Genomic DNA, 19,759 nt, shown 5'->3' on the forward strand with positions numbered 1-19,759 from the left:
TCTTTTTTTAATTTTACGATTCAAGTTTTAATATGAAATTATCTGGTCCTTTCAAACAAATTGTCACGCTCAACAATCTTCCACTCAAAGGAAAATTAAATGACGAATCTTTAGAAATAATTTCCAATGGCGGAATTCTGACCGAAAATGGAAAAATTTTAGAAATCTGCGATTTTGAATTATTAAAACAAAAATTTCCAAATTCAGAAATCGATTTGATTGAAAATGAGCAAATTGCACTTCCTGCTTTTGTAGATGCACACACCCATATTTGTTTCGGAGGCAATCGCGCTAATGATTTTGCGATGCGAAATGCAGGAAAAACTTATCTCGAGATTGCAGAATCTGGCGGTGGAATTTGGAGTTCTGTGCAACACACCAGAAAAGCTTCTGAGGAAGATTTGATTAATGGAATTCTTGAACGCATCAATATTTTATTAAATCAAGGCATCACAACCATCGAAATAAAAAGTGGTTACGGATTGAATGTTGACGAAGAACTAAAAATGCTACGAGCCATCAAAAAAGCGCAGACAAAAACCAAAGCCACCTTGATTCCGACTTGCCTTTCTGCTCACTTGAAACCAAGAGACTTTGAAGGTTCATCCGAAGATTATCTTAATTATATTTTTAAAGAAATCTTGCCAAGAGTAAAAGAAGAAAACCTCGCAAATCGAGTTGATATTTTCATTGAGAAATCAGCTTTTCAGCCAGAGGAAAGTAAAAATTTCCTTTTGAAAGCTAAAGAATTAGGCTTTCAAATTACCGTTCACGCAGATCAATTTACAGCCGGAAGTTCAAGAATTGCCGTGGAAGTTGGCGCGAAATCTGCCGACCATTTGGAAGCAACGATTGATGAAGATATTGAGTTTTTAGCCGATTCAAATACTGTTGCGATTGCTTTGCCAGGCGCAAGTTTAGGTTTGGGCGAGCCATTTTCGCCAGCCAGAAAAATCCTCGACAAAGGTGGAATTCTTGCCATTGCAACCGATTGGAATCCAGGCTCTGCGCCAATGGGAAATCTCGTAACCCAAGCTTCAATCTTAGCAACATATCAAAAATTGACAACGGCTGAGGTTCTCTCTGCGATTACTTTTCGCTCAGCTTTTGCTTTGGATTTACAAGACCGAGGAATTCTTGCAGAAGGGAAAAAAGCAGATTTCATTACTTATGACACGGATAATTTCCAGAATATTCTTTATCATCAAGGAAGTTTGAAACCGAAAAATGTTTACATCAACGGAGAAAAAATATAAATTATGTTTGAATGGACAGGCCGTTTTGATGGCGACGAGGAATCTTATCACAGAATTTTTCAAAGAGTGACAACGGAATCAGATTATGAAATCATCAAACCGAAAGATTTCGTTTTGCACGGTTTTGCTGTGGATGAAGGTGTGAAACGCAACAAAGGTCGAGTTGGTGCAAAGGAAGCTCCGGATTTGATTAGAAAAAATATGTCCAATTTTCCTGTCATCAATTCTGATTTTTCTTTAAAAGATTTTGGAAATGTAAAATGTGAAAATGAAGATTTAGAATCTGCGCAAAATATGTTGGCTAAAAAAGTGGCAAAAGCGCTGTCAAATCAAGGGAAATCTGTAGTTTTAGGTGGCGGACACGAGGTGACTTTTGCCCATTATTCTGGAGTTAAAAATGCATTTCCCAATCAAAAAATCGGAATCATCAACTTTGATGCACATTTTGATAATCGCGAACCAGAAAACGGATTAGCAAGTTCCGGAACTGGATTTTGGCAGATTGCGCAGGAAGGCAATATTCACTCTTTGCATATTGGAATTCAACGAAATAGCAATACAAGAAAGTTGTTTGAAGTCGCAGATGATTTTGGAATGAAATATATTTTGGCTGATGAAATTTACTCCGAAAATATTCCCAATCTTTTATTCACGATTAATCAATTTTTGAATGACTGCGACATTATTTATGTCACGATTTGTATGGATGTTTTCAATGCGTCCATCGCGCCTGGCGTGAGTGCGTCGGCTTATAACGGGATTTTTGCAGACCGAAATTTTATGCAGATTTATCGCCGTATTCTAAGTTCAGAAAAAATAAAAGCTTTGGATATTGCGGAAGTTAATCCAACTTATGATATTCAAGAAAGAACGGCGAGATTAGCGTCAAGTATTGTCAATGAATGGTTTATGATTTAAAATTATGAAAGAAAGAGACAGCATTATTTTTGATTTGGACGGCACACTATGGAACTCGTCGGAAACAGTTTCAAAAGCTTTTAATGATAGTATAAAGCAAATTGGATTTGACATTAATATCACTGCTCAAAAAGTGAGAGATTTTTCAGGGATGAAGATGGATGATATTTTTGCTCAGTATTTTAGTTTTATTCCGAATGAAAAATTACAGGAATTTGAAAAGATTTATGCTAAAAAAGAAAGTGATTATCTTAAGAAATTAGGAGGGGAATTGTTTCCGAATGTCAAAGAAACTTTAGAAAAATTAAATGAAAATTATCGACTTTTCATCGTCAGCAATTGTATGAAAGGTTATATTGAAAACTTCCTCGAGTTTTTTAGTTTTAATTCTTTTTTCGAAGATATAGAATGCTACGGAAATGCTGGTTTGCCAAAAGATGTAAACATCAAATTGATTGTTGAAAGAAATAAACTTCAAAATCCGGTCTATGTTGGCGATACGATTTGGGACAAAGAAGCTTCTGACAAAGCTGGTGTAGATTTCATTTATGCAAGCTATGGATTTGGAACGATAGAAAATTATGAAAGTAAAATTGACAGCTTCGAAGATCTTTTGAAGTTTTAAATTCGTAAAAAAACCTCATCAAAATAATGATGAGGTTTTTTAATATTCAATTTTGAAATTAAATTATTTGAATTCAATAGGGAATTTAACTTGAGAATTGTCCCAACCAGCGAATAAATCTGCGCCTGATGCTGTCTTTACAAAAGTCACAGAAAAATTTTCAATTGGTGATGTTGGTTTCTCCACAGGAACGTTGAATCTCACAACATCCTTGCTTTTATCATAGAAATAAGCGCCCCATTTGTCAACTTCAGAGTTCAAGACAATAGTCCATTCTTTTTCAAAAGGAATGGCAAAAATGCTGTAAGTTCCCGCAGGAATTTCTTTTCCACCGATTTTTACCGGCGTGTAAAATTTGATTTCAGCGTTTTCATTTGCTCCAAATCTCCAGATTTCACCGTACTTTACAAGGTTATTAAAAACAACTCTGTTCTTTTTTTGAGGACGAGAGTAAACCACTTTTGCTTTTGGAGCCTCGGTTTTGGAAGAAGTTACTTGGATAGGAAAATAAACCACATCCAGCGGACTTGCATCTACAGAAAAGTAGTTAAGCTTTGTTGGGTCCAATTTTGCTTGAGAAAATGCGCTAACTCCTATTAATAAAGAAGTTACAATGATTAATTTTTTCATTATATTTTAATTTTCATTAAGTTTTCTATTGATTTGTCTAAGGTTTCCTGTTTCTTTGCGAAACAGAATCGAATCACTTTTTCATCGGTTTTATCTTTGTAAAATGCTGAAAATGGGATAGTTGCGACTTTGTATTCTTTCGTCAGCCAATAGCAAAAATCCTTGTCTTGCTTATCAGAAATTGCGCCAAAATTTGCTGAGAGAAAATAGGTTCCTTCACAATCCAATAATTGAAAAGGCGTTTCTTTCAAAGCATTTTTAAGATAATCTCTTTTCGTTTGGAAAAATGCTGAGATTGATTTGAAATTGTCCACATTTTGCAAGTATTTAGAAATCGCAAATTGCCCGGGTGTGTTTACGCAAAAAACATTGAACTGATGCACTTTCCTAAACTCATTCATCAAATCCGACGGCGCACAAACGTAACCAATTTTCCAACCTGTGATGTGCAACAACTTCCCAAAAGAGCCAACGACAAAAGTTCTTTCTTTCAGCTCTGGATATTTTGCCAATGTCAAATGAGATTTTTCATCAAAAGTGATACTTTCATACACTTCATCACTCAGGATTATGATGTTTGTGTCTTTGACAATCTTGATTAATTCATCAATATCATTTTGTTTCAGAATTTTTCCGGAAGGATTATTTGGATTATTAATGATAATCATCTTGGTTTTTTCGGAAACCAGATTTTTCACTTCATTCCAATTGATTTCGTAATCCGGATAAAGCATTTTGACGTTTTTTACAATTCCGCCGTTCAGAATAATTGCAGGTTTATAACAATCATAAGCCGGTTCAAAAATAATCACTTCATCATTTTTTTCCACGAAGGCAGAAATAATCGTGAAAATCCCTTGAGTTGCGCCAGCGGTGATATTAATCTCAGAATCCGGATGATAATGAACTTGATATTGAAGACTGAATTTTCTCGAAATTTCTTCCCGAAGTTCTTTGATTCCTGCCAATGGCGCATATTGATTGTAACCTTGTTTCGAAAATTCACCAAGATATTTGATTAAATTTTCATCGGCTTGATAATCTGGAAATCCTTGCGATAGATTGACGGCGTTTTCCTGCTGAGCCAATAAACTCATCTCTGTGAAAATTGTCGTTTTCACATCAGGAAGTTTGGAGTTTGGTAATTTGAAAGTCATTCTGATTGTAAAAATAGGTAATTATTGAATCTCCATTTCGTAAATTTGCAAAAATATTTTTTTGAAACGTCTTATTTCTATCGTCGGAACTACAGGAATCGGGAAAACCAGATTGGCAATCGATTTGGCAAAACATCTCGATACGGAAATTATTTCTTGTGACTCGCGTCAGTTCTATAAAGAAATGAAAATTGGAACGGCAACACCGACTGATGAAGAATTAGCCGAAGCAAAACATCATTTTGTAGGAAATATCAGTATCAATGATTATTATTCAATAGGATTATACGAGGAACAGGCGTTGAAAAAGTTAGATGAAATTTTTTCAAAAAAAGACGTTGCAATAATGGTCGGCGGAAGCGGAATGTATGAGAAAGCCGTTGTGGAAGGAATGAATGATTTGCCAGAAGCAGACGAAGAGAATCAAAAAAAACTTATTGATATTTTTGAGAATCAAGGAATTGAACCTTTACAAGAACTTCTCAAAGAACTTGACCCAGAATATTTTTCAATTGTTGATAAAGATAACTCAAGACGATTGTTGAGAGCAATTGATATCATTTGGCAAACCGGAAAAACCTACACCGAAAATCTTAGTACACCAAAAGCAAAAAGAAATTTTGAAATCATAAGATTCGGAATTGAGGCACCAAGAGAAATTATCTATGAAAGAATCAATCTTCGAGTTGATAAAATGATGGAAAATGGTTTGCTTGATGAAGCTAAAAGTCTGATTGATAGCAGAGAAAAAGTGGCTCTGCAAACCGTTGGTTATTCGGAACTGTTTCGATATTTTGATGGAGAATGGGATTTGGATTTCGCTGTTTCGGAGATTAAGAAAAATTCTAGACGTTATGCTAAACGCCAAACGACGTGGAACAGAAAATTAGAAAATGTAAATTGGGTCAACTATAATAATTCTCTAGAAGAAGCATTATCTTTGCTGAATAAATTAGATTAATCATCACATTAATAAATTATAACGATGTCAAATACACCTTCAAATATGTTGGCTTTAGGAACAAAAGCTCCGGATTTTAAACTGGCGAATCCGTCAAAAAATAATGAATTGCAAAGCCTTGATTCTCTGAAAGGGAAAAAAGGAACTTTGGTAATTTTTATGTGCAACCATTGCCCTTTTGTTCTGAATGTGATTGATAAATTGGAAGAATTGTACGAGGATTACAAATCTCAAGGCATCGAATTTATTGGAATCAATTCTAATGATGTCAATAGTTATCCCGCAGATTCACCAGAGATGATGATTGATTTTGTGGATGAAAAAGCAATCAAATTCCCTTATCTTTTTGATGGATCGCAGGATGTTGCAAAAGCTTTCGACGCAGCTTGCACGCCAGATTTTTATTTCTTCGATGAAAATTTGAGCTTGATTTATCGTGGTCAAATGGATGATTCCAGACCAGGAAACCAAAAAGAAGTGACGGGCGAAGATTTGATTATCGCATTCGAAAATCTTTTGGCTGGTGCGGATCAGGAAGATTTTCAAAGACCAAGTTTGGGTTGTAATATCAAGTGGAGATAAAAAAGAAACTCCGGAAAGCAGTTTCCGGAGTTTCTTTTTTTAAAAATAACACTGTTCTTATGGGGACATTATTTCAATAATTGTTTCAAAAACCGCTTCTGCGATTCAAAAGCAATCTGCTCAAAATCTATTTCGGATTCTTTGATCCAGATTCCGGCAGATATTTCGGATTCTTCTAAGGTGATTTCAAATTTTTTCTCAACTTCATAAAGGAAGAAGGAATCCAAAGTATTATAATCAATATTTTTATAAGGATAAACATTGGGTTGACTTCCAAGATATTTGAAGCTTTCTGGATTGATTTCCAATCCTAACTCTTCATTTAATTCACGAGAGCAAGTCTCTTCCGAACTTTCTTTTGGATCTGTAAAACCGCCTGGTAAATCCAGTTTTCCTTTGCCTGGTTCTTGGTTCCTTACCGTAAAAAATAATTCATCTTGATGTTTTATGATTACCGCAACAGCTGCAGCGGTGTTGTGAAATAAAACAAAATCACAATTGCTGCAGCTCCATTTGGTAATTTGATTCCAGATTAGTTTTTCCTGACCGCATTTTGGGCAGAATCTTAAATTTTCCATTGGATAAATTTAAGAAAACTAAGCTGTTTTTCTGTTTCTTGGATGAAAATTTAAAATTACATTTCTTAATTCTTCAGTCTGCAAGTGGGTGTAAACCTGAGTGGTTGTAATGCTGCTGTGACCCAGCATTTCCTGGATAAATCTAAGGTCAGCTCCGTTTTGTAGAAGATGCGTTGCAAATGAATGTCTGAAAGTGTGCGGAGAAATATTTTTGTTGATTCCGGCTTTCTGAGTCAATTCCTTGATGATAATAAAAACAATCACTCTGGACATATTGGTTCCTCTGGTATTTAGGAAAACAATGTCTTCGTGTTTTTTGTTGATTTTGATTTTTGATCTTACATTTTTGATGTAATCTTGGAGATACTCTGCAGTAGAGCTAGCAAGCGGAACGAGTCTCATTTTTTCGCCCTTACCTTCTACAACGATGAATTTTTCTTTGAAGTTGATATTAGAAATTTTCAAATCCACCAATTCCGAAACGCGCAGACCGCAGCCATAAAGCACTTCCAAAATACATTGATTTCTTTGACCAATATCGGTTTTTTTATCAACGCTATCGATGATTCTGTCGATGTCGTCCATGCTAAGTGTGTCAGGAAGATACAATCCTAATTTCGGACCTTCTAATAATGAAGAAGGATTGTCATCCCTGTATTCTTCTTCCAACAGAAATTTGAAAAATGCTTTGATAGAGGAGATTCCTCTAGCTTGAGAGCGCTCGCTAATTTTCTTTTTGGAAAGTTGATAGATGAATTCCTGTAGGTTTTCGTAGGAAATGTCTTGTGGAGAAATGTTGTCTAGTTCTTCTGTAGCGAAGCTTTCGAGCTTTTTGATGTCTCTCACGTAAGCGTCAAGTGTGTTGTCGGAGAAGCTTTTCTCAAATTTAAGAAAATTTGAGAAGTCTGTAATTTTTTCGGACCAGTTCATATTTGTGTTTTTTTAATTGTTAATATATAAATTATCTCATATAATATATAGTTCTTTTTCGGTGATATTTAAAATCTCAATGCCTGCATTTTTTAAAAATTCTAATCCGCTGTCATCCGAATAGCCAGTCATATAAACCACTTTTTCGATTCCGGATTGCAATATCAATTTGCTACACTCTTTGCACGGCGACATTGTGATGTACAAGGTTGCGCCTTTGCAGGATTGTGTACTGCTTGCTATTTTCAAGATAGCGTTGGCCTCTGCGTGGAGAACGAACCAATTGGTTTTCCCATCCTCGTCCTCACAATTATTTTCGAAGCCAGAAGGTGTTCCGTTGTATCCGTCAGAGATGATCATTCTGTCTTTTACAATGAGCGCACCCACTTTTTTTCTCTTACAGTAAGACAGATTTGCCCATTCGGACGCCATCTTAAGATAAGCAATATCGAATTTGTTATAATTCATTATTCCAGTTTAGTTGAAGGCTGGCTTTCTTTTTTCCAGAAAAGCAGCAACACCTTCTTTAAAATCTCCTTCTGCGAACAATTCTCCAAAAGAATCAATCTCGCTCTCCATTCCATTTTCTTTGTCACTCGCATTCACTACTTTGATGGCTTTTGCGATCCCTTGTGGCGAGTTTTTAACAATTTGCTGAGCCAATTCCTCCGTTTTCGAAAGCAACTCGTCCAAAGAAAAGACTTCATTCACCAAACCAATTGATTTGGCTTTCTCAGCAGAAATCATTTTTGCTGAAAAAATCATTTCGTTTGCCAAGCCTTTTCCTACCAATTTTGGTAATCTTTGTGTTCCGCCATAACCAGGAATCAATCCCAAGGTCACTTCTGGCAAGCCTAATTTTGCATTTTCAGAAGCATATCTGATGTGGCAAGCCATTGCTAATTCCAATCCGCCACCTAATGCAAAACCATTGATCGCCGCAATCACGGGTTTACTACAATTTTCAATTTTATTAAAAACCAAATGTCCCCTTTTTGATAGCTCTTTGGCTTTTTCTGCACTAAAGGCTGAAAATTCTTTGATATCAGCGCCTGCAACGAAAGATTTTTCTCCACTTCCGGTAACGATAACACAGTTTACATTTTTATCTGAGTTCAAAATGTCAAAAACATTTTCCAAATCATTAAAAACCTGTGCATTCAAAGCGTTTAGGCTCTCCGGTCTGTTGATGGTTACAACTGCAATTTTTCTATCTATTGTTAATTTTATACTTTCGTAATTCATTTCAAAAAAAGATTATGATTAATTCTAAAATGATTTAGAAGTCTAATTTAGAAAACTTCTGCAATATAAACAAAATATTAATGAATAATTAACATTTTTATCGCCCATTTATTAACCTTTGTAAATTATTATAATGAAAAGTTTTTACAGATACTTGGAATACGCCTTTAAAACGTACATATTCCTACTTGGGATTTTGGTCGTTTCCTGTGGTAGCAGAAATTCTACAAATGATAACTCAAAGTTCAAATCCACAACAGCATCTTATTATGCCAATAAGTTTGATGGAAAGAAGACGGCGAGTGGGGAAACATATCGACATTCCAAAATGACAGCTGCCAACAAATCTCTCGCATTTGGAACCCGCGTAGAAATCGTGAATGTTGAAAATGAAAAATCGGTGATTGTAATCGTAAACGACAGAGGTCCGCTGAAACCGTCTAGAGAATTTGACCTTAGCCAAGGCGCTTTCAAGAAAATTGGAAACCTAAGTCAAGGCATTATTAAAATAAAATACAGAATCCTGAGATAGGCTATTTTAAATATCTGATAAATGTTAAGAAATGATTCATCACATAATATTTAAAATTGTTTAAATTTGCAATGCTTTTAAAAAAGTAAACAAATTAAAATCTTAAAAATAAACATCAAGACAATGAGTTACATTTCATTTATCGAAGCAAGACAAATATTAGATTCTAGAGGGAATCCAACAATAGAAGTAGATGTTTTCACAGAAAGTGGAGCAATGGGACGTGCAGCAGTACCTTCTGGCGCTTCTACAGGTGAGCACGAGGCGGTTGAACTAAGAGACGGCGCACCAGAATATCTTGGAAAAGGTGTTTTGAAAGCAGTGGAAAATGTGAAAGAAATCATCGCTCCAGAATTAATTGGTCTTCCAGTTTTCGAACAAAATTTGATCGATGCTGTAATGATTGAACTTGATGGAACGCCTAACAAAGGGAAATTGGGAGCAAACGCAATCCTTGGTGTTTCTTTGGCTGTTGCAAAAGCGGCGGCTAATGAACTTAGATTGCCATTATATAAATATGTAGGTGGTGTAAACGCAAACACACTTCCTGTTCCAATGATGAACGTTATCAACGGTGGTTCTCATTCAGATGCGCCAATCGCTTTCCAGGAATTTATGGTAATGCCGGTAAAGGCGGATTCTTTCTCTCACGCATTGAGAAAAGGAACTGAGATTTTCCACAGCTTGAAATCTATTCTTCACGGAAGAGGATTGTCCACAGCTGTTGGAGATGAGGGTGGGTTTGCACCAACTTTCAAAGGAACTGAAGATGCTTTGGATACTTTATTGCAAGCTATTGAAAAAGCAGGTTACAAACCAGGAGACGATATTATGATCGCTTTGGATTGTGCGGCTTCAGAATTCTACAAAGATGGTGTTTACGATTACAGAAAATTCCAAACGCCAGATGCTCCAGTGTTCTCTAGCAGTGAGCAAGTTTCTTACTTGGCAGAATTGGCAAACAAATATCCAATCATCTCTATCGAAGACGGAATGCAAGAAAACGACTGGGCTGGTTGGAAAGAATTGACAGATAAAATCGGAGACAGAGTTCAATTGGTTGGTGACGATTTATTCGTAACTAATGTTGAAAGACTTTCTAGAGGTATCGCAGAAAATACAGCTAACTCAATCCTTGTAAAAGTAAACCAAATTGGTTCTCTTTCCGAGACTATGGCAGCTGTGCAAATGGCTCAACATAACAGATATACAACAGTAATGTCGCACAGATCTGGAGAAACAGAAGATTCTACAATTGCGGATCTTGCAGTGGCTCAAAACTGTGGACAGATCAAAACTGGTTCTGCTTCCAGATCAGACAGAATGGCGAAGTACAACCAATTGTTGAGAATAGAAGAAGCTCTTGGAGATACTGCGGTTTTCCCAGGATTGGACGCGTTCAAAATCAAAAGATAAGATTTAACAAAAATTTATAATTTGAAGCATTCCTAATGTTAGGAATGCTTTATATTTTTATGTAATTGTAAATCAGATATTTAATGGTTTGAATTTTTCGTAATGAATTTATTTTTTTGTTCAATTATTAACATCAATAGAATCAATTGCTTGATATGACTTTTGTCAGTTGACCATTTCCGAGTAAAGTGTTATATTTAACACATAAATATTTTTTAATATGTCAGATAACAAAGTTATATTGAATTACGACGGGAAAAGTTTCGAATATCCCATCGTAGATAGTACAATCGGAGACAGAGGAATTGATATTTCCAAATTGAGAGACCAGACTGGATTGATCACTTTGGATCTTGGTTACAAAAACACAGGTGCTACAATTAGTGAAATTACTTACTTAGATGGAGATCAAGGGGAATTGTTCTACAGAGGATACCCAATTGAACAGATTGCTGAGAAATCCAATTTTACAGAAGTAATGTATCTTTTACTTCACGGAGAATTGCCGACTACAGATCAGTTTAATACCTTCAACGGTAACATCAAAAAATATAACTTCGTAGCAGAGGAGATGAAGAAAATCATCGATGCTTTCCCTCGTTCTGCGCATCCAATGGGAGTTTTATCTACGCTTACTTCTGCTTTGACGGCATTTAACCCAAAAGCGGTTAATGTACAGTCTAAAGAAGAAATGGATCTTGCGGCAGAATTGCTGATTGCGAAATTTGCGCATCTTGCTGCTTGGACTTACAGAAAAACTTTAGGTCTTCCATTAAACCACGGAGATAATAATTTAAACTATGTAGAGAATTTCTACAAAATGGCGTTCAGATTACCAAATGAAGATTTCGAAATCAATCCTGTGGTAACTCAAGCTTTAGATAAATTATTAATCCTTCACGCAGATCACGAACAAAACTGTTCTACATCTACTGTAAGAATGGTTGGTTCTGCTCACACAGGTCTTTTTGCATCAGTTTCTGCTGGTATTTCTGCACTTTGGGGTCCACTTCACGGTGGCGCAAACCAAGCGGTGATCGAAATGCTTGAATTGATCGAAAAAGATGGAGGTGACGTAAACAAATGGGTTGCTAAAGCGAAAGACAAGAACGACAGTTTCAGATTGATGGGCTTCGGACACAGAGTTTACAAAAACTTCGATCCAAGAGCAAAGATCATCAAAAAAGCGGCAGACGATTTATTGGCGGCGTTAGGAATTGAAGACAAAGCGCTTGACATTGCAATGCAATTAGAAAAAGTAGCTCTTGAAGACGAATACTTCATCGAAAGAAAACTCTATCCAAACGTAGATTTCTATTCTGGAATCATCTACAGAGCTTTGGGAATCCCTACGGAAATGTTCACCGTAATGTTCGCATTGGGAAGATTGCCAGGATGGATTGCTCAGTGGAAAGAAATGAGATTGAAAGGCGATCCAATCGGAAGACCAAGACAAATCTACCAAGGTGCTCAGCTTAGAGACTATGTAGATATTTCAAAAAGATAAATAAAACCGAAAGCTTCTCAATTGAGAAGCTTTTTTTTGATCTTGTAATTAATGTAAATAAAAATGCCACCATTTATAAAAAATGATGGCACAGGTTTCAAAAACCTAAAAAAGTCAATTAATTAGTTATGAAATTTGTGTTTTTGCCCATTACTAAAATTGAACAAATTGATGTGTTACAATTAATTAGATTACTTCCAAAAATTCCAGACGCTACCGTCAAAAACGGCAATCATTTTATTAAATGTATCATAGCAAATCATTCCAGGATAAGGACTTCTAACATTTATGTCCGGACGGAAAATCTTTGGGAGAATCGCCGCTTTGTTGTCAGATTCCAACACCAATACACCTTTTGCACTTGTGGTAGAGGCACCAATGATAGCGCCTGTACCCACTTCTGCTGTAGCATTATTTACAATGGGAGTTCCATTCCCTTTTGCGTGACTTAGCATCACCCATTTGTTGTTTTCATACATCTTTACTTTCTGATCAGTTTTGTCGAAAAGAAAAGTACCGTTATTCGCTGGTGTAAGCGTTTCAGAAGCTTGCTGCACAGCTGGTAGAATGATACCAAACCAATTATCAGAGTCTTTAAAGTCTAAAATGGTACTATCTCCATTGACATTACTTTTTCCTATTGCCACTTGGGCATTACAAAAAGAAACCAATCCCAGACTGAATGTTAATATTATTTTTTTCATTTTTCTAAGTGTTTTTTTAATTACTATCATTACAAGTTCTTTGGATACAAGTCCAATTGACTCCGTTGAAAAGTTTCACACATTTGTCCACAATATCATAGACAACCATACCTTCCTTCGGCTCTGCAATAGAATCTGTAAGAGGAGCTGGCACGTAGCTCACGTGGTTTACTCTAGTGATTACGAATCCGTCATTTCTGGATTCTAAAGCAATGTGACCATTTGGAATGGTGTTTGGCCAAGTGTCTTGTTTGTTTTGATTGGTGATTCCCACTTTGGTGTAACCTTGCGGTGTTCCAGGAATTGGGTCTTTCACACAATAGCAAGACTCGATACCTTGAACTAATAAACCTGCGTAATGTGGCTCGGAATACATTTGTACAACAATTTCATTAATTCCTGCTTGGAAATTATTCTTTAAGAAAGTCGATTTTTCGTGACCATTGGCATAGCCTAAGAAATCCGTTGTGTTGATGTTCTGATTAATACCATTGATGTAAACTCTCACAATCTGATTATCTACATAGTAATCTAATCTTAGCTTCAGATTGTTTGCAAGGAAAGCATTATCAATATTAAATTTATATTTAAAGAAATAAGTATTGGGTAATGTGGAAGCTCCGGTATTTGGTGAATCAACATCAAATCCATTTTGTGTTGCAGAAATCCAATCTGCATTACCGAATGGACTGGTTGCCCAAGTTTGATTAGGATTTCCTGCTGTTACTACCGCTCGACCAACTACAATTGCAGGGTGAAAAACCGCATTTGCAATACTGCTGTAATTGAAAGTACTGGTTGATGGAGATGCAGTTCCTCCTGTAAAATGAGTCACAGTCCAGTTATTGTCAAGATTTCTAACCGCTTTTTTGCCAGTAGCTGTAGAGTTTGTTCCGGTGCTTACTAATGGAACTCTTTCACAAGTCATATCGATTGGCGTAAGTCCACAAACCAAAGGAACGATCTCTGCTACTCGTTTTCCACTGTCTGCAACAATCATTCTTAAATATCTTGCGTTGACTGGATTTGTAAATCTAACCGTATTTGGAATTCCTTTTTCTGCTAAGTTGTATCCTCCATAATTTGGGAAAGTACCAGTTGCAGCAGTTGTGAAAGTCACATTATCTGTACTGGTTTGGATGGTGTATCCTAAAACTTTGCTTCCAGTAGTACTTGGATAATAAGTCATCCCATTCAATATGTAAGATTGTCCGTAGTCAATCGTCAAAGATTGTCCAGCGGCACTAGATTGCCAATAATTTGCTTGAGCTACATCATTATCTATAATGAATGCTTGCTGTCCGTTTCCTCCGCTTTGAGTTGCAGAAACTGAAGAAGAATTGAGCATTGAAGATTCTGAGGTACAGGTAATTGTTGGACAATCTCTTACAGAAGCATTCTGAGATTCACCTACTGTTTGTCCCCCATTTGCTACAGTAGGAATACCGTTTGCATCTATAGTAGTTCCTAAGTTTTGATTAGTAGCAGTAGAACCAAATCCAACAGTTACTGTGCCAGAAGAGTTTACCAAATTAGATGTTGAAAAATTTGCTCCTCCTTCTAATGTATCTACGCAACCATCGTTGTCGCTATCTAGGTCTAAACGATTCGGGATGCCATCATGATCTGTATCACATTCCAGATACATCAATACAGCGTAAGTAGGATCCGCATATTTAGTGGTTGTAGAAAAGCCAAAAGTTTTTGCTCCAAAATTCATATTTGCGTACCTCCAATTTCCGCCCGGAGGAGAAACTGGCGATAATTGCTCAGTTCGCAGATTGGTCAAAGTTTTGGCAAAAGGCGTTTCTGTAATGCTCCAAGTCCCTGGAACCGCTGTTTGATTTGCGAGCCCGGGAGCAGTAATTGGAATTACAGTGGCGCCATCGTAGATATGGATGATCTTGCTATCCTGTCCATAATATTCAGGATTTTGAGACATAAGAACAAAAGCGCTCATTTTACCGGAGACATTCCAAACAGATGGTTGCTCCCCATTTTTAGTCCACCATGCGTTGGATGTTGGATGTACAGACGCATTGTTAATGCTTATGATAACAGCTCCAGAATTTGCAGGGTAACCAAATTTACTACTCAAATCTGCAGTTACATTTTGATTTCTAGCTCCTAATGCTAGACCAAAATCTGATGGTGCAATATCAATCAAACCACCTGCGCCATACACGGCAAACATATCATTAATGGTATTGCTACATTCTGCTGTATCCAGAATCCCATCATTGTCATCGTCTAAGTCACAATCGTCCGCAATACCATCTCCGTCAGAATCTGGGTTGGATGCAGAGACAAGACAGGTAGCATTGATCCCAAACTTCAATCCAGAAACATCTGTTGCACCTAGTGTGAAGCTAATAGTTCCATTAGCCAATCCATCATTTCCAGCAGGATTTCTACTTTCTCCAACGGTAAACCAATTCGTAGGAAGCTCTTTTAACGGGGCAATTGCCCCAATAGTCCCTGTGTTTTTTGATAATTGATAATCATAAGTATTACCTTCGGTTAAGATACCTGCAGGGATTGTAAAAACACCAGATGCATTCACAGTTGCAGAATAAACAAGATTTCCTGTACTGTTGATAACATTTACATACAATCCTCCTGCATTAGTTGCTGTTCCGTCAATGGTTGATGGACCATCTATGTCACGAAATACAGTTCCAGTAACAGATGGCATTGCGAAAGGAATCAATGCATACATAGAGGCTATTCCTGCTTCTATTGGTCCTGTATTCGCACGGGTTAATGAATAGCTGGGTTGACCAGAAGTAATATTAGTATACGCTGTTACAGATGAGATTCCTATAGGGGTGTTGTTCGTTGTAAAAACATTACCACCCGCTGGCCAGCCTACAGTATTCGGAACAATATTCTTCATAGCTGCTGTAGATGTCCAGTTAGAACCTGGTGTTAATGTTAAAGCAGAAGCTTGGGTAATTCCGGTATTAGTTACAAACATTATATCCGCCAAAGTTCTTCCGACAGGTATAAATGATGTATTAAAAGTGCCAGTGAATGTGCCAAGATTAGTTTCTGAATTATCAATTGTTCTTGGGAATAAGTTTCCGACACCTCTTGTCTCTTTAATATTCTCATACACAGAGATGATAACCGACATCTCATCTGAAGCCGCTCCCGGAAGGTTTAAATTCGGAAAAGTTATAGTTGTAGGACCAGTAGGAACCGAGTTAGTTTCTAAATTAATTAACCCAGTAAACTGAGTGAAAGTAAACACCCTTTCATTGACTTGATTTTCAGTCATACCAGGTCCTCTAGCTGTGGAGTGTGATGGCATTTCATAGATATTCCCAGCAATATTGGCGTTCAATCTGTAGAAGCCAGCGGTGCCCTCTGGTAATGTCGGATGATTGCTACTCAAAGGGTTGTGGTGGCGTTCTACCAAAACGTTAATAACCATGAGGCGGTTTTTGCCAGCTGGTACATTAAATGAAACTGTAGGAACCCCGCTAGCTCCTGTTCCTACAGCAGAGTATTTCTGGGAACTTATGAAAGTCGGAACTTGCGAAAACAAGCTACCGAAGAACAATAGTGTGAAGATAAATAATAGTTTATTTTTCATTGATGTGTTTTTTTAATTTGAAAAATTTCAATTTCATTTTTCTGTGTTTTTAAGAATTTTGTAATCTTGAAATTTGAGACAAGAATTCCCTGATTCAATTTTTAGAATTGAATGAAATTAGGTCGTGATGATGATTTGATACGACGGCAAATGTCGTCTGCTCATCATTCTATAGTTTAAGAAAAATTGAAAGGAGGAGGTCTTACCGTATGAAGAAAGGTAAGCTGACTGCTTGGGTTGCAAAGCAGAGTTGTGTCAAATGAAATCTTATTGGAAAAAAAACTCAAAAATTCATAAAAATCCTTGTCTATTTTGGCAAACAAAGATTCTGTAGAACCAGAAGATAATCCCTTAGAATGGGAAATGTATATTAATGAAAACGAAGTGTCGGAACCAGAAAAAGGTCTTGCTTTTACATCAACAGGTTTGTTTTGTGAAATACTTTTCTTCGCTGTTTCTTTTTTCGCTAATGGTAAGGTTTTTTTCTTAAGTTCTTTGGGCTGAGCTTTTTTGGAAGAATCTACAGAACTTTTTACGATTACAATATCGTAGGAGATTTCTTTGGACACATCATAAAACAGAGTTCCTTCTACTACGAAAATTTTACCTTCTTTAGACGATTGTTTTGCAATCAGTGAATCCGATTTTACCTCCGTGCGTAAAGAATCAATAGGAGTGTAAGCAGATAGAAACTGATAGGATATCATAAACCACAGAAGTGCAGCGCGGGAAATTACCCGACGTGTAAGTAAATAGGAAACCGGAATCCGGGATCTATGGTTTGTAGTTATCATCATTTGTGTTTCGGTTGCAAATTTGTCATTTTTAATTTAATTAGGAATCAATTCTTATTAGTGGATTGCTTAATTGGTTGTGATGGGAGTTTAATGTATTGATAATTAATTAGTTGTGATTTTAAAATTTACGAATTAGCTTATATTTTTATAAATCATCTTGTTGCAATTCAACTTATTTTTTATTGTTTTTTTACGAAGACATTCATAATATTTCAAAATTTTTTTTTTACTTTGAAAACTATTTCGTTATTAATTAAACGGCTTGCGGGTATTTTTAAGTAATATTTTAAGAAATAACAAAACACACATATGAAACACACATCTGATGAATTGATTCAGAAGAAGAGGGAATTTGGCCAAATTTTCTTTTATTCTGTAGCTGGGGTATTCCTATTTTACATATTATTGGGCGTTTTTACAGACGACATTGTAATCGTTCCGATAGAGATTTTATCACTTGCTTTTTTCTTTACAGTTTACACAGGATTTCTAATGTCTAAGACGAAATTTGATTTCTTGGTTATTTTCCGGATTTTGATAATCTTGCTGGCCGTATTTGTCATTTATATTAGTTTATTGCTTTCCAATATTTCCCAAGCTATATTTTTCATTTTTGTCCCAATCACATTAGCCGTAATGCTTCTTTTTTCTTTCCGTGCTTCAGTGGTGTCGGCTTTTTTTTTCCTCATCATATCCTATTTTATTTCCGAAATCTCTGCCCAACTAGGTATTGCACTAGACAAGGAATTTTACAGAGAAAGACCCCATATTTTGGTCTTGCAAGAGTACATTGCTCATTTCATAGCCGTCTATTTTTCATTCTTTATTCTTTATTATAAAAATGAATTTTTTAAAATCGAGCTTCAGCAAAACTTAATTAACACCATAAAAGAAGAAACCCAAGAAAGTCCATTAGAGCAAGAGGACGAAGAGGAGAATTTTGAGGATGACGAGACGGAAGAAGACGATTCTTTCATCAATACAGATAAGTATCAGCATCTTTATGACCGGATTATCTCAAGTCTGGAAAATGATAAACTGTATCAGGATCCAGATTTTAATATTCGAAAACTGGCAGTCATATTAGACTCCAACAGCACATATGTTTCCAGAGCACTCAATAAAATTGGGGACAAAAAATTCAATCAGTTGGTAAATGATTATAGAATAGAACAAGTGAAAACCGAAATCAAAAACAAAATGCATCTCAAATTCACCATAGAGCATATCTACAGAAATGCGGGGTTTTCTCAGCAATCAACTTTCAACCGAATTTTCAAAGAACATACCGGTTTTACACCATCCGATTACATCCGAACTCAAAGCTAACTTTTATTCTTGCAAAAGTTTTCTTATGTCAGCTGTTTGATTATATTTGCGATACTTACATTTTTATGGGAATCAACCTCAATATTAAAAACGAAACGGGAAAACTAAAGTCTGTGGTTCTGGGGCAACCAAAATCCAACGGACCAATTCCTACGCTTGCAGAAAGCTACGACGCAAAGTCATACAACACGATCGAAAACGGTATCTATCCAAAAGAGGAGGATATTGTCTTCGAAATGTCAGAATTCGAGAAAGTTCTGAAAAAATACGATGTTGAGGTTTTCCGCCCGAAGATCATCAAAGATTACAACCAGGTTTTTGCACGCGACGTCGCTTTTGTCATCGAGGATAAAATGATTATTTCCAACATCATCCCAGACCGTGCAGATGAGCAGGAAGCTTACCGACACATTATCGATAAAGTGTCTTGGAGAAACGTGGTCAATCTGCCGGAAAAAGCACACATCGAAGGTGGCGATGTGATTGTTTGGGACGAATTTTTATTCATTGGAACCAGTTACAGCCCAGATTATAGAAATCTGAAAACCGCCAGAACCAACGAATACGCCATCGAAATCCTGAAAGAATATTTCCCGAAAAAGAGAATCATCGATTTGGATTTAAAGAAAAGTGACACCAAACCTTACGAAGGCATTTTGCATTTAGATTGTACTTTCAACCCGATTGGGGAAGACAAATGTGTGATTTACAAAAACGGATTTGTGGACGAAGATGATTACCAATTGGTTCTCGATATTTTTGGCGAAGAAAATTGCTTCAATGTCAATGACGAAGAGATGTTCCAAATGTTCCCGAATGTCTTCTCAATCGCACCAGACGTTGTAGTTTCCGACAAAGCTTTTACCAGAATGAATGACCATTTCCGCAACGAATGGGGAATTACTGTAGAAGAAATTCCATATAGAGAAATTTCCAAAATGGGCGGACTTTTGAGATGTTCGACACTTCCTCTTGTTAGAGAGTAATTTTTTAA

The 19,759-nt window shown here is 36.4% G+C and carries 19 protein-coding genes; 10 read left to right on the plus strand and 9 right to left on the minus strand.

Translation table 11 applies throughout. From position 1 onward, the window contains the following. Positions 1-32 precede the first annotated feature (32 nt). From hutI to B0I22_RS11510, 3 genes are read left to right on the plus strand one after another with little or no spacing between them, the layout of a single operon-like run. Positions 33-1,256, plus strand: coding sequence for an imidazolonepropionase (gene hutI / locus B0I22_RS11500; protein ID WP_133944953.1), 1,224 nt, complete (start codon positions 33-35; stop codon positions 1,254-1,256). A 3-nt stretch (positions 1,257-1,259) separates the two neighbouring features. Then, on the plus strand, positions 1,260-2,174 hold the full coding sequence (gene hutG, locus B0I22_RS11505; protein ID WP_425459595.1) for a formimidoylglutamase: 915 nt from the start codon (positions 1,260-1,262) through the stop codon (positions 2,172-2,174). A gap of 4 nt (positions 2,175-2,178) precedes the next feature. After that, positions 2,179-2,799 carry an HAD family hydrolase gene (locus tag B0I22_RS11510; RefSeq protein WP_133944957.1) on the plus strand — a complete coding sequence of 207 codons (621 nt, stop codon included), beginning with the start codon at positions 2,179-2,181 and terminating at the stop codon, positions 2,797-2,799. A 63-nt stretch (positions 2,800-2,862) separates the two neighbouring features. Here B0I22_RS11510 and B0I22_RS11515 read toward each other — a convergent pair whose 3' ends face one another. Both B0I22_RS11515 and B0I22_RS11520 read right to left on the minus strand, forming a co-directional pair. Then, positions 2,863-3,429 (minus strand): DUF2911 domain-containing protein, encoded by a 567-nt coding sequence (locus B0I22_RS11515; protein ID WP_133944959.1) that lies wholly within the window; start codon positions 3,427-3,429, stop codon positions 2,863-2,865. Further along, on the minus strand, positions 3,429-4,586 hold the full coding sequence (locus B0I22_RS11520; RefSeq protein WP_133944961.1) for a methionine aminotransferase: 1,158 nt from the start codon (positions 4,584-4,586) through the stop codon (positions 3,429-3,431). The genes B0I22_RS11515 and B0I22_RS11520 overlap by 1 nt, the downstream gene beginning before the upstream one ends. Before the next feature lie 61 nt (positions 4,587-4,647). On the opposite strand from B0I22_RS11520, the gene miaA reads away from it, so the two are divergent. Both miaA and B0I22_RS11530 read left to right on the plus strand, forming a co-directional pair. Beyond that, a complete protein-coding gene (gene miaA, locus B0I22_RS11525; protein WP_133944963.1) occupies positions 4,648-5,547 on the plus strand; it encodes a tRNA (adenosine(37)-N6)-dimethylallyltransferase MiaA in 900 nt (299 codons plus the stop codon). 24 nt (positions 5,548-5,571) lie between these two features. Then, a complete protein-coding gene (locus B0I22_RS11530) occupies positions 5,572-6,129 on the plus strand; it encodes a thioredoxin family protein (RefSeq protein ID WP_133944965.1) in 558 nt (185 codons plus the stop codon). A gap of 68 nt (positions 6,130-6,197) precedes the next feature. Here the strand turns inward: B0I22_RS11530 and B0I22_RS11535 are convergent, their stop codons facing one another. The 4 genes from B0I22_RS11535 to B0I22_RS11550 are packed head-to-tail and all read right to left on the minus strand — an operon-like array spanning position 6,198 to position 8,882. Beyond that, the gene (locus B0I22_RS11535; protein WP_133944967.1) at positions 6,198-6,707 is read right to left on the minus strand and encodes an NUDIX hydrolase; all 510 of its coding nucleotides are present in this window, start codon (positions 6,705-6,707) and stop codon (positions 6,198-6,200) included. Positions 6,708-6,725: 18 nt separating this feature from the next. Continuing rightward, a complete protein-coding gene (gene xerD, locus B0I22_RS11540) occupies positions 6,726-7,637 on the minus strand; it encodes a site-specific tyrosine recombinase XerD (protein ID WP_133944969.1) in 912 nt (303 codons plus the stop codon). A gap of 36 nt (positions 7,638-7,673) precedes the next feature. After that, on the minus strand, positions 7,674-8,105 hold the full coding sequence (locus tag B0I22_RS11545; protein ID WP_133944971.1) for a deoxycytidylate deaminase: 432 nt from the start codon (positions 8,103-8,105) through the stop codon (positions 7,674-7,676). A gap of 9 nt (positions 8,106-8,114) precedes the next feature. Continuing rightward, positions 8,115-8,882, minus strand: a complete 768-nt coding sequence (locus tag B0I22_RS11550; protein ID WP_133944973.1) for an enoyl-CoA hydratase/isomerase family protein — start codon at positions 8,880-8,882, stop codon at positions 8,115-8,117. A gap of 133 nt (positions 8,883-9,015) precedes the next feature. Here B0I22_RS11550 and B0I22_RS11555 point away from each other — a divergent pair, with 133 nt between their 5' ends. The 3 genes from B0I22_RS11555 to B0I22_RS11565 all read left to right on the plus strand — a co-directional run bounded on the left by B0I22_RS11555 (position 9,016) and on the right by B0I22_RS11565 (position 12,337). Beyond that, positions 9,016-9,414, plus strand: coding sequence for a septal ring lytic transglycosylase RlpA family protein (locus tag B0I22_RS11555; RefSeq protein ID WP_133944975.1), 399 nt, complete (start codon positions 9,016-9,018; stop codon positions 9,412-9,414). Between the two features lie 123 nt (positions 9,415-9,537). Further along, positions 9,538-10,830, plus strand: a complete 1,293-nt coding sequence (eno, locus tag B0I22_RS11560; RefSeq protein WP_133944977.1) for a phosphopyruvate hydratase — start codon at positions 9,538-9,540, stop codon at positions 10,828-10,830. A 220-nt stretch (positions 10,831-11,050) separates the two neighbouring features. Next, entirely contained in the window at positions 11,051-12,337 is a 1,287-nt protein-coding gene (locus B0I22_RS11565) for a citrate synthase (protein WP_133944979.1), read from the plus strand. 191 nt (positions 12,338-12,528) lie between these two features. Here the strand turns inward: B0I22_RS11565 and B0I22_RS11570 are convergent, their stop codons facing one another. The 3 genes from B0I22_RS11570 to B0I22_RS11580 form a co-directional block, all read right to left on the minus strand. Continuing rightward, entirely contained in the window at positions 12,529-13,041 is a 513-nt protein-coding gene (locus B0I22_RS11570; protein ID WP_133944981.1) for a hypothetical protein, read from the minus strand. Between the two features lie 16 nt (positions 13,042-13,057). Beyond that, the gene (locus B0I22_RS11575) at positions 13,058-16,639 is read right to left on the minus strand and encodes a discoidin domain-containing protein (protein ID WP_133944983.1); all 3,582 of its coding nucleotides are present in this window, start codon (positions 16,637-16,639) and stop codon (positions 13,058-13,060) included. 176 nt (positions 16,640-16,815) lie between these two features. Next, the gene (locus B0I22_RS11580) at positions 16,816-17,436 is read right to left on the minus strand and encodes a hypothetical protein (protein ID WP_166668225.1); all 621 of its coding nucleotides are present in this window, start codon (positions 17,434-17,436) and stop codon (positions 16,816-16,818) included. 309 nt (positions 17,437-17,745) lie between these two features. Between B0I22_RS11580 and B0I22_RS11585 the strand changes: the two genes are divergently transcribed. Then, the gene (locus B0I22_RS11585; RefSeq protein ID WP_133944987.1) at positions 17,746-18,765 is read left to right on the plus strand and encodes a helix-turn-helix domain-containing protein; all 1,020 of its coding nucleotides are present in this window, start codon (positions 17,746-17,748) and stop codon (positions 18,763-18,765) included. A 71-nt stretch (positions 18,766-18,836) separates the two neighbouring features. Next, positions 18,837-19,751 (plus strand): dimethylarginine dimethylaminohydrolase family protein, encoded by a 915-nt coding sequence (locus B0I22_RS11590; RefSeq protein WP_133945187.1) that lies wholly within the window; start codon positions 18,837-18,839, stop codon positions 19,749-19,751. Positions 19,752-19,759 lie beyond the last annotated feature (8 nt).

Origin of the sequence: Epilithonimonas xixisoli (genome assembly GCF_004365655.1) — a bacterium.
Classification (GTDB): Bacteria; Bacteroidota; Bacteroidia; order Flavobacteriales; family Weeksellaceae; genus Epilithonimonas; species Epilithonimonas xixisoli.

What these genes read in the sequence shown, in the direction of transcription:
- B0I22_RS11570 (WP_133944981.1), bottom strand. Translation starts at nt 13,041, where the DNA reads ATGAAAAAAATAATATTAACATTCAGTCTGGGATTGGTTTCTTTTTGT.
- B0I22_RS11585 (WP_133944987.1), top strand. Translation starts at nt 17,746, where the DNA reads ATGAAACACACATCTGATGAATTGATTCAGAAGAAGAGGGAATTTGGC.
- B0I22_RS11565 (WP_133944979.1), top strand. Translation starts at nt 11,051, where the DNA reads ATGTCAGATAACAAAGTTATATTGAATTACGACGGGAAAAGTTTCGAA.
- B0I22_RS11545 (WP_133944971.1), bottom strand. Translation starts at nt 8,105, where the DNA reads ATGAATTATAACAAATTCGATATTGCTTATCTTAAGATGGCGTCCGAA.
- B0I22_RS11515 (WP_133944959.1), bottom strand. Translation starts at nt 3,429, where the DNA reads ATGAAAAAATTAATCATTGTAACTTCTTTATTAATAGGAGTTAGCGCA.
- B0I22_RS11580 (WP_166668225.1), bottom strand. Translation starts at nt 17,436, where the DNA reads ATGATGATAACTACAAACCATAGATCCCGGATTCCGGTTTCCTATTTA.
- B0I22_RS11520 (WP_133944961.1), bottom strand. Translation starts at nt 4,586, where the DNA reads ATGACTTTCAAATTACCAAACTCCAAACTTCCTGATGTGAAAACGACA.
- eno (WP_133944977.1), top strand. Translation starts at nt 9,538, where the DNA reads ATGAGTTACATTTCATTTATCGAAGCAAGACAAATATTAGATTCTAGA.
- xerD (WP_133944969.1), bottom strand. Translation starts at nt 7,637, where the DNA reads ATGAACTGGTCCGAAAAAATTACAGACTTCTCAAATTTTCTTAAATTT.
- hutI (WP_133944953.1), top strand. Translation starts at nt 33, where the DNA reads ATGAAATTATCTGGTCCTTTCAAACAAATTGTCACGCTCAACAATCTT.
- hutG (WP_425459595.1), top strand. Translation starts at nt 1,260, where the DNA reads ATGTTTGAATGGACAGGCCGTTTTGATGGCGACGAGGAATCTTATCAC.
- B0I22_RS11550 (WP_133944973.1), bottom strand. Translation starts at nt 8,882, where the DNA reads ATGAATTACGAAAGTATAAAATTAACAATAGATAGAAAAATTGCAGTT.
- B0I22_RS11535 (WP_133944967.1), bottom strand. Translation starts at nt 6,707, where the DNA reads ATGGAAAATTTAAGATTCTGCCCAAAATGCGGTCAGGAAAAACTAATC.
- B0I22_RS11555 (WP_133944975.1), top strand. Translation starts at nt 9,016, where the DNA reads ATGAAAAGTTTTTACAGATACTTGGAATACGCCTTTAAAACGTACATA.
- B0I22_RS11530 (WP_133944965.1), top strand. Translation starts at nt 5,572, where the DNA reads ATGTCAAATACACCTTCAAATATGTTGGCTTTAGGAACAAAAGCTCCG.
- B0I22_RS11510 (WP_133944957.1), top strand. Translation starts at nt 2,179, where the DNA reads ATGAAAGAAAGAGACAGCATTATTTTTGATTTGGACGGCACACTATGG.
- B0I22_RS11575 (WP_133944983.1), bottom strand. Translation starts at nt 16,639, where the DNA reads ATGAAAAATAAACTATTATTTATCTTCACACTATTGTTCTTCGGTAGC.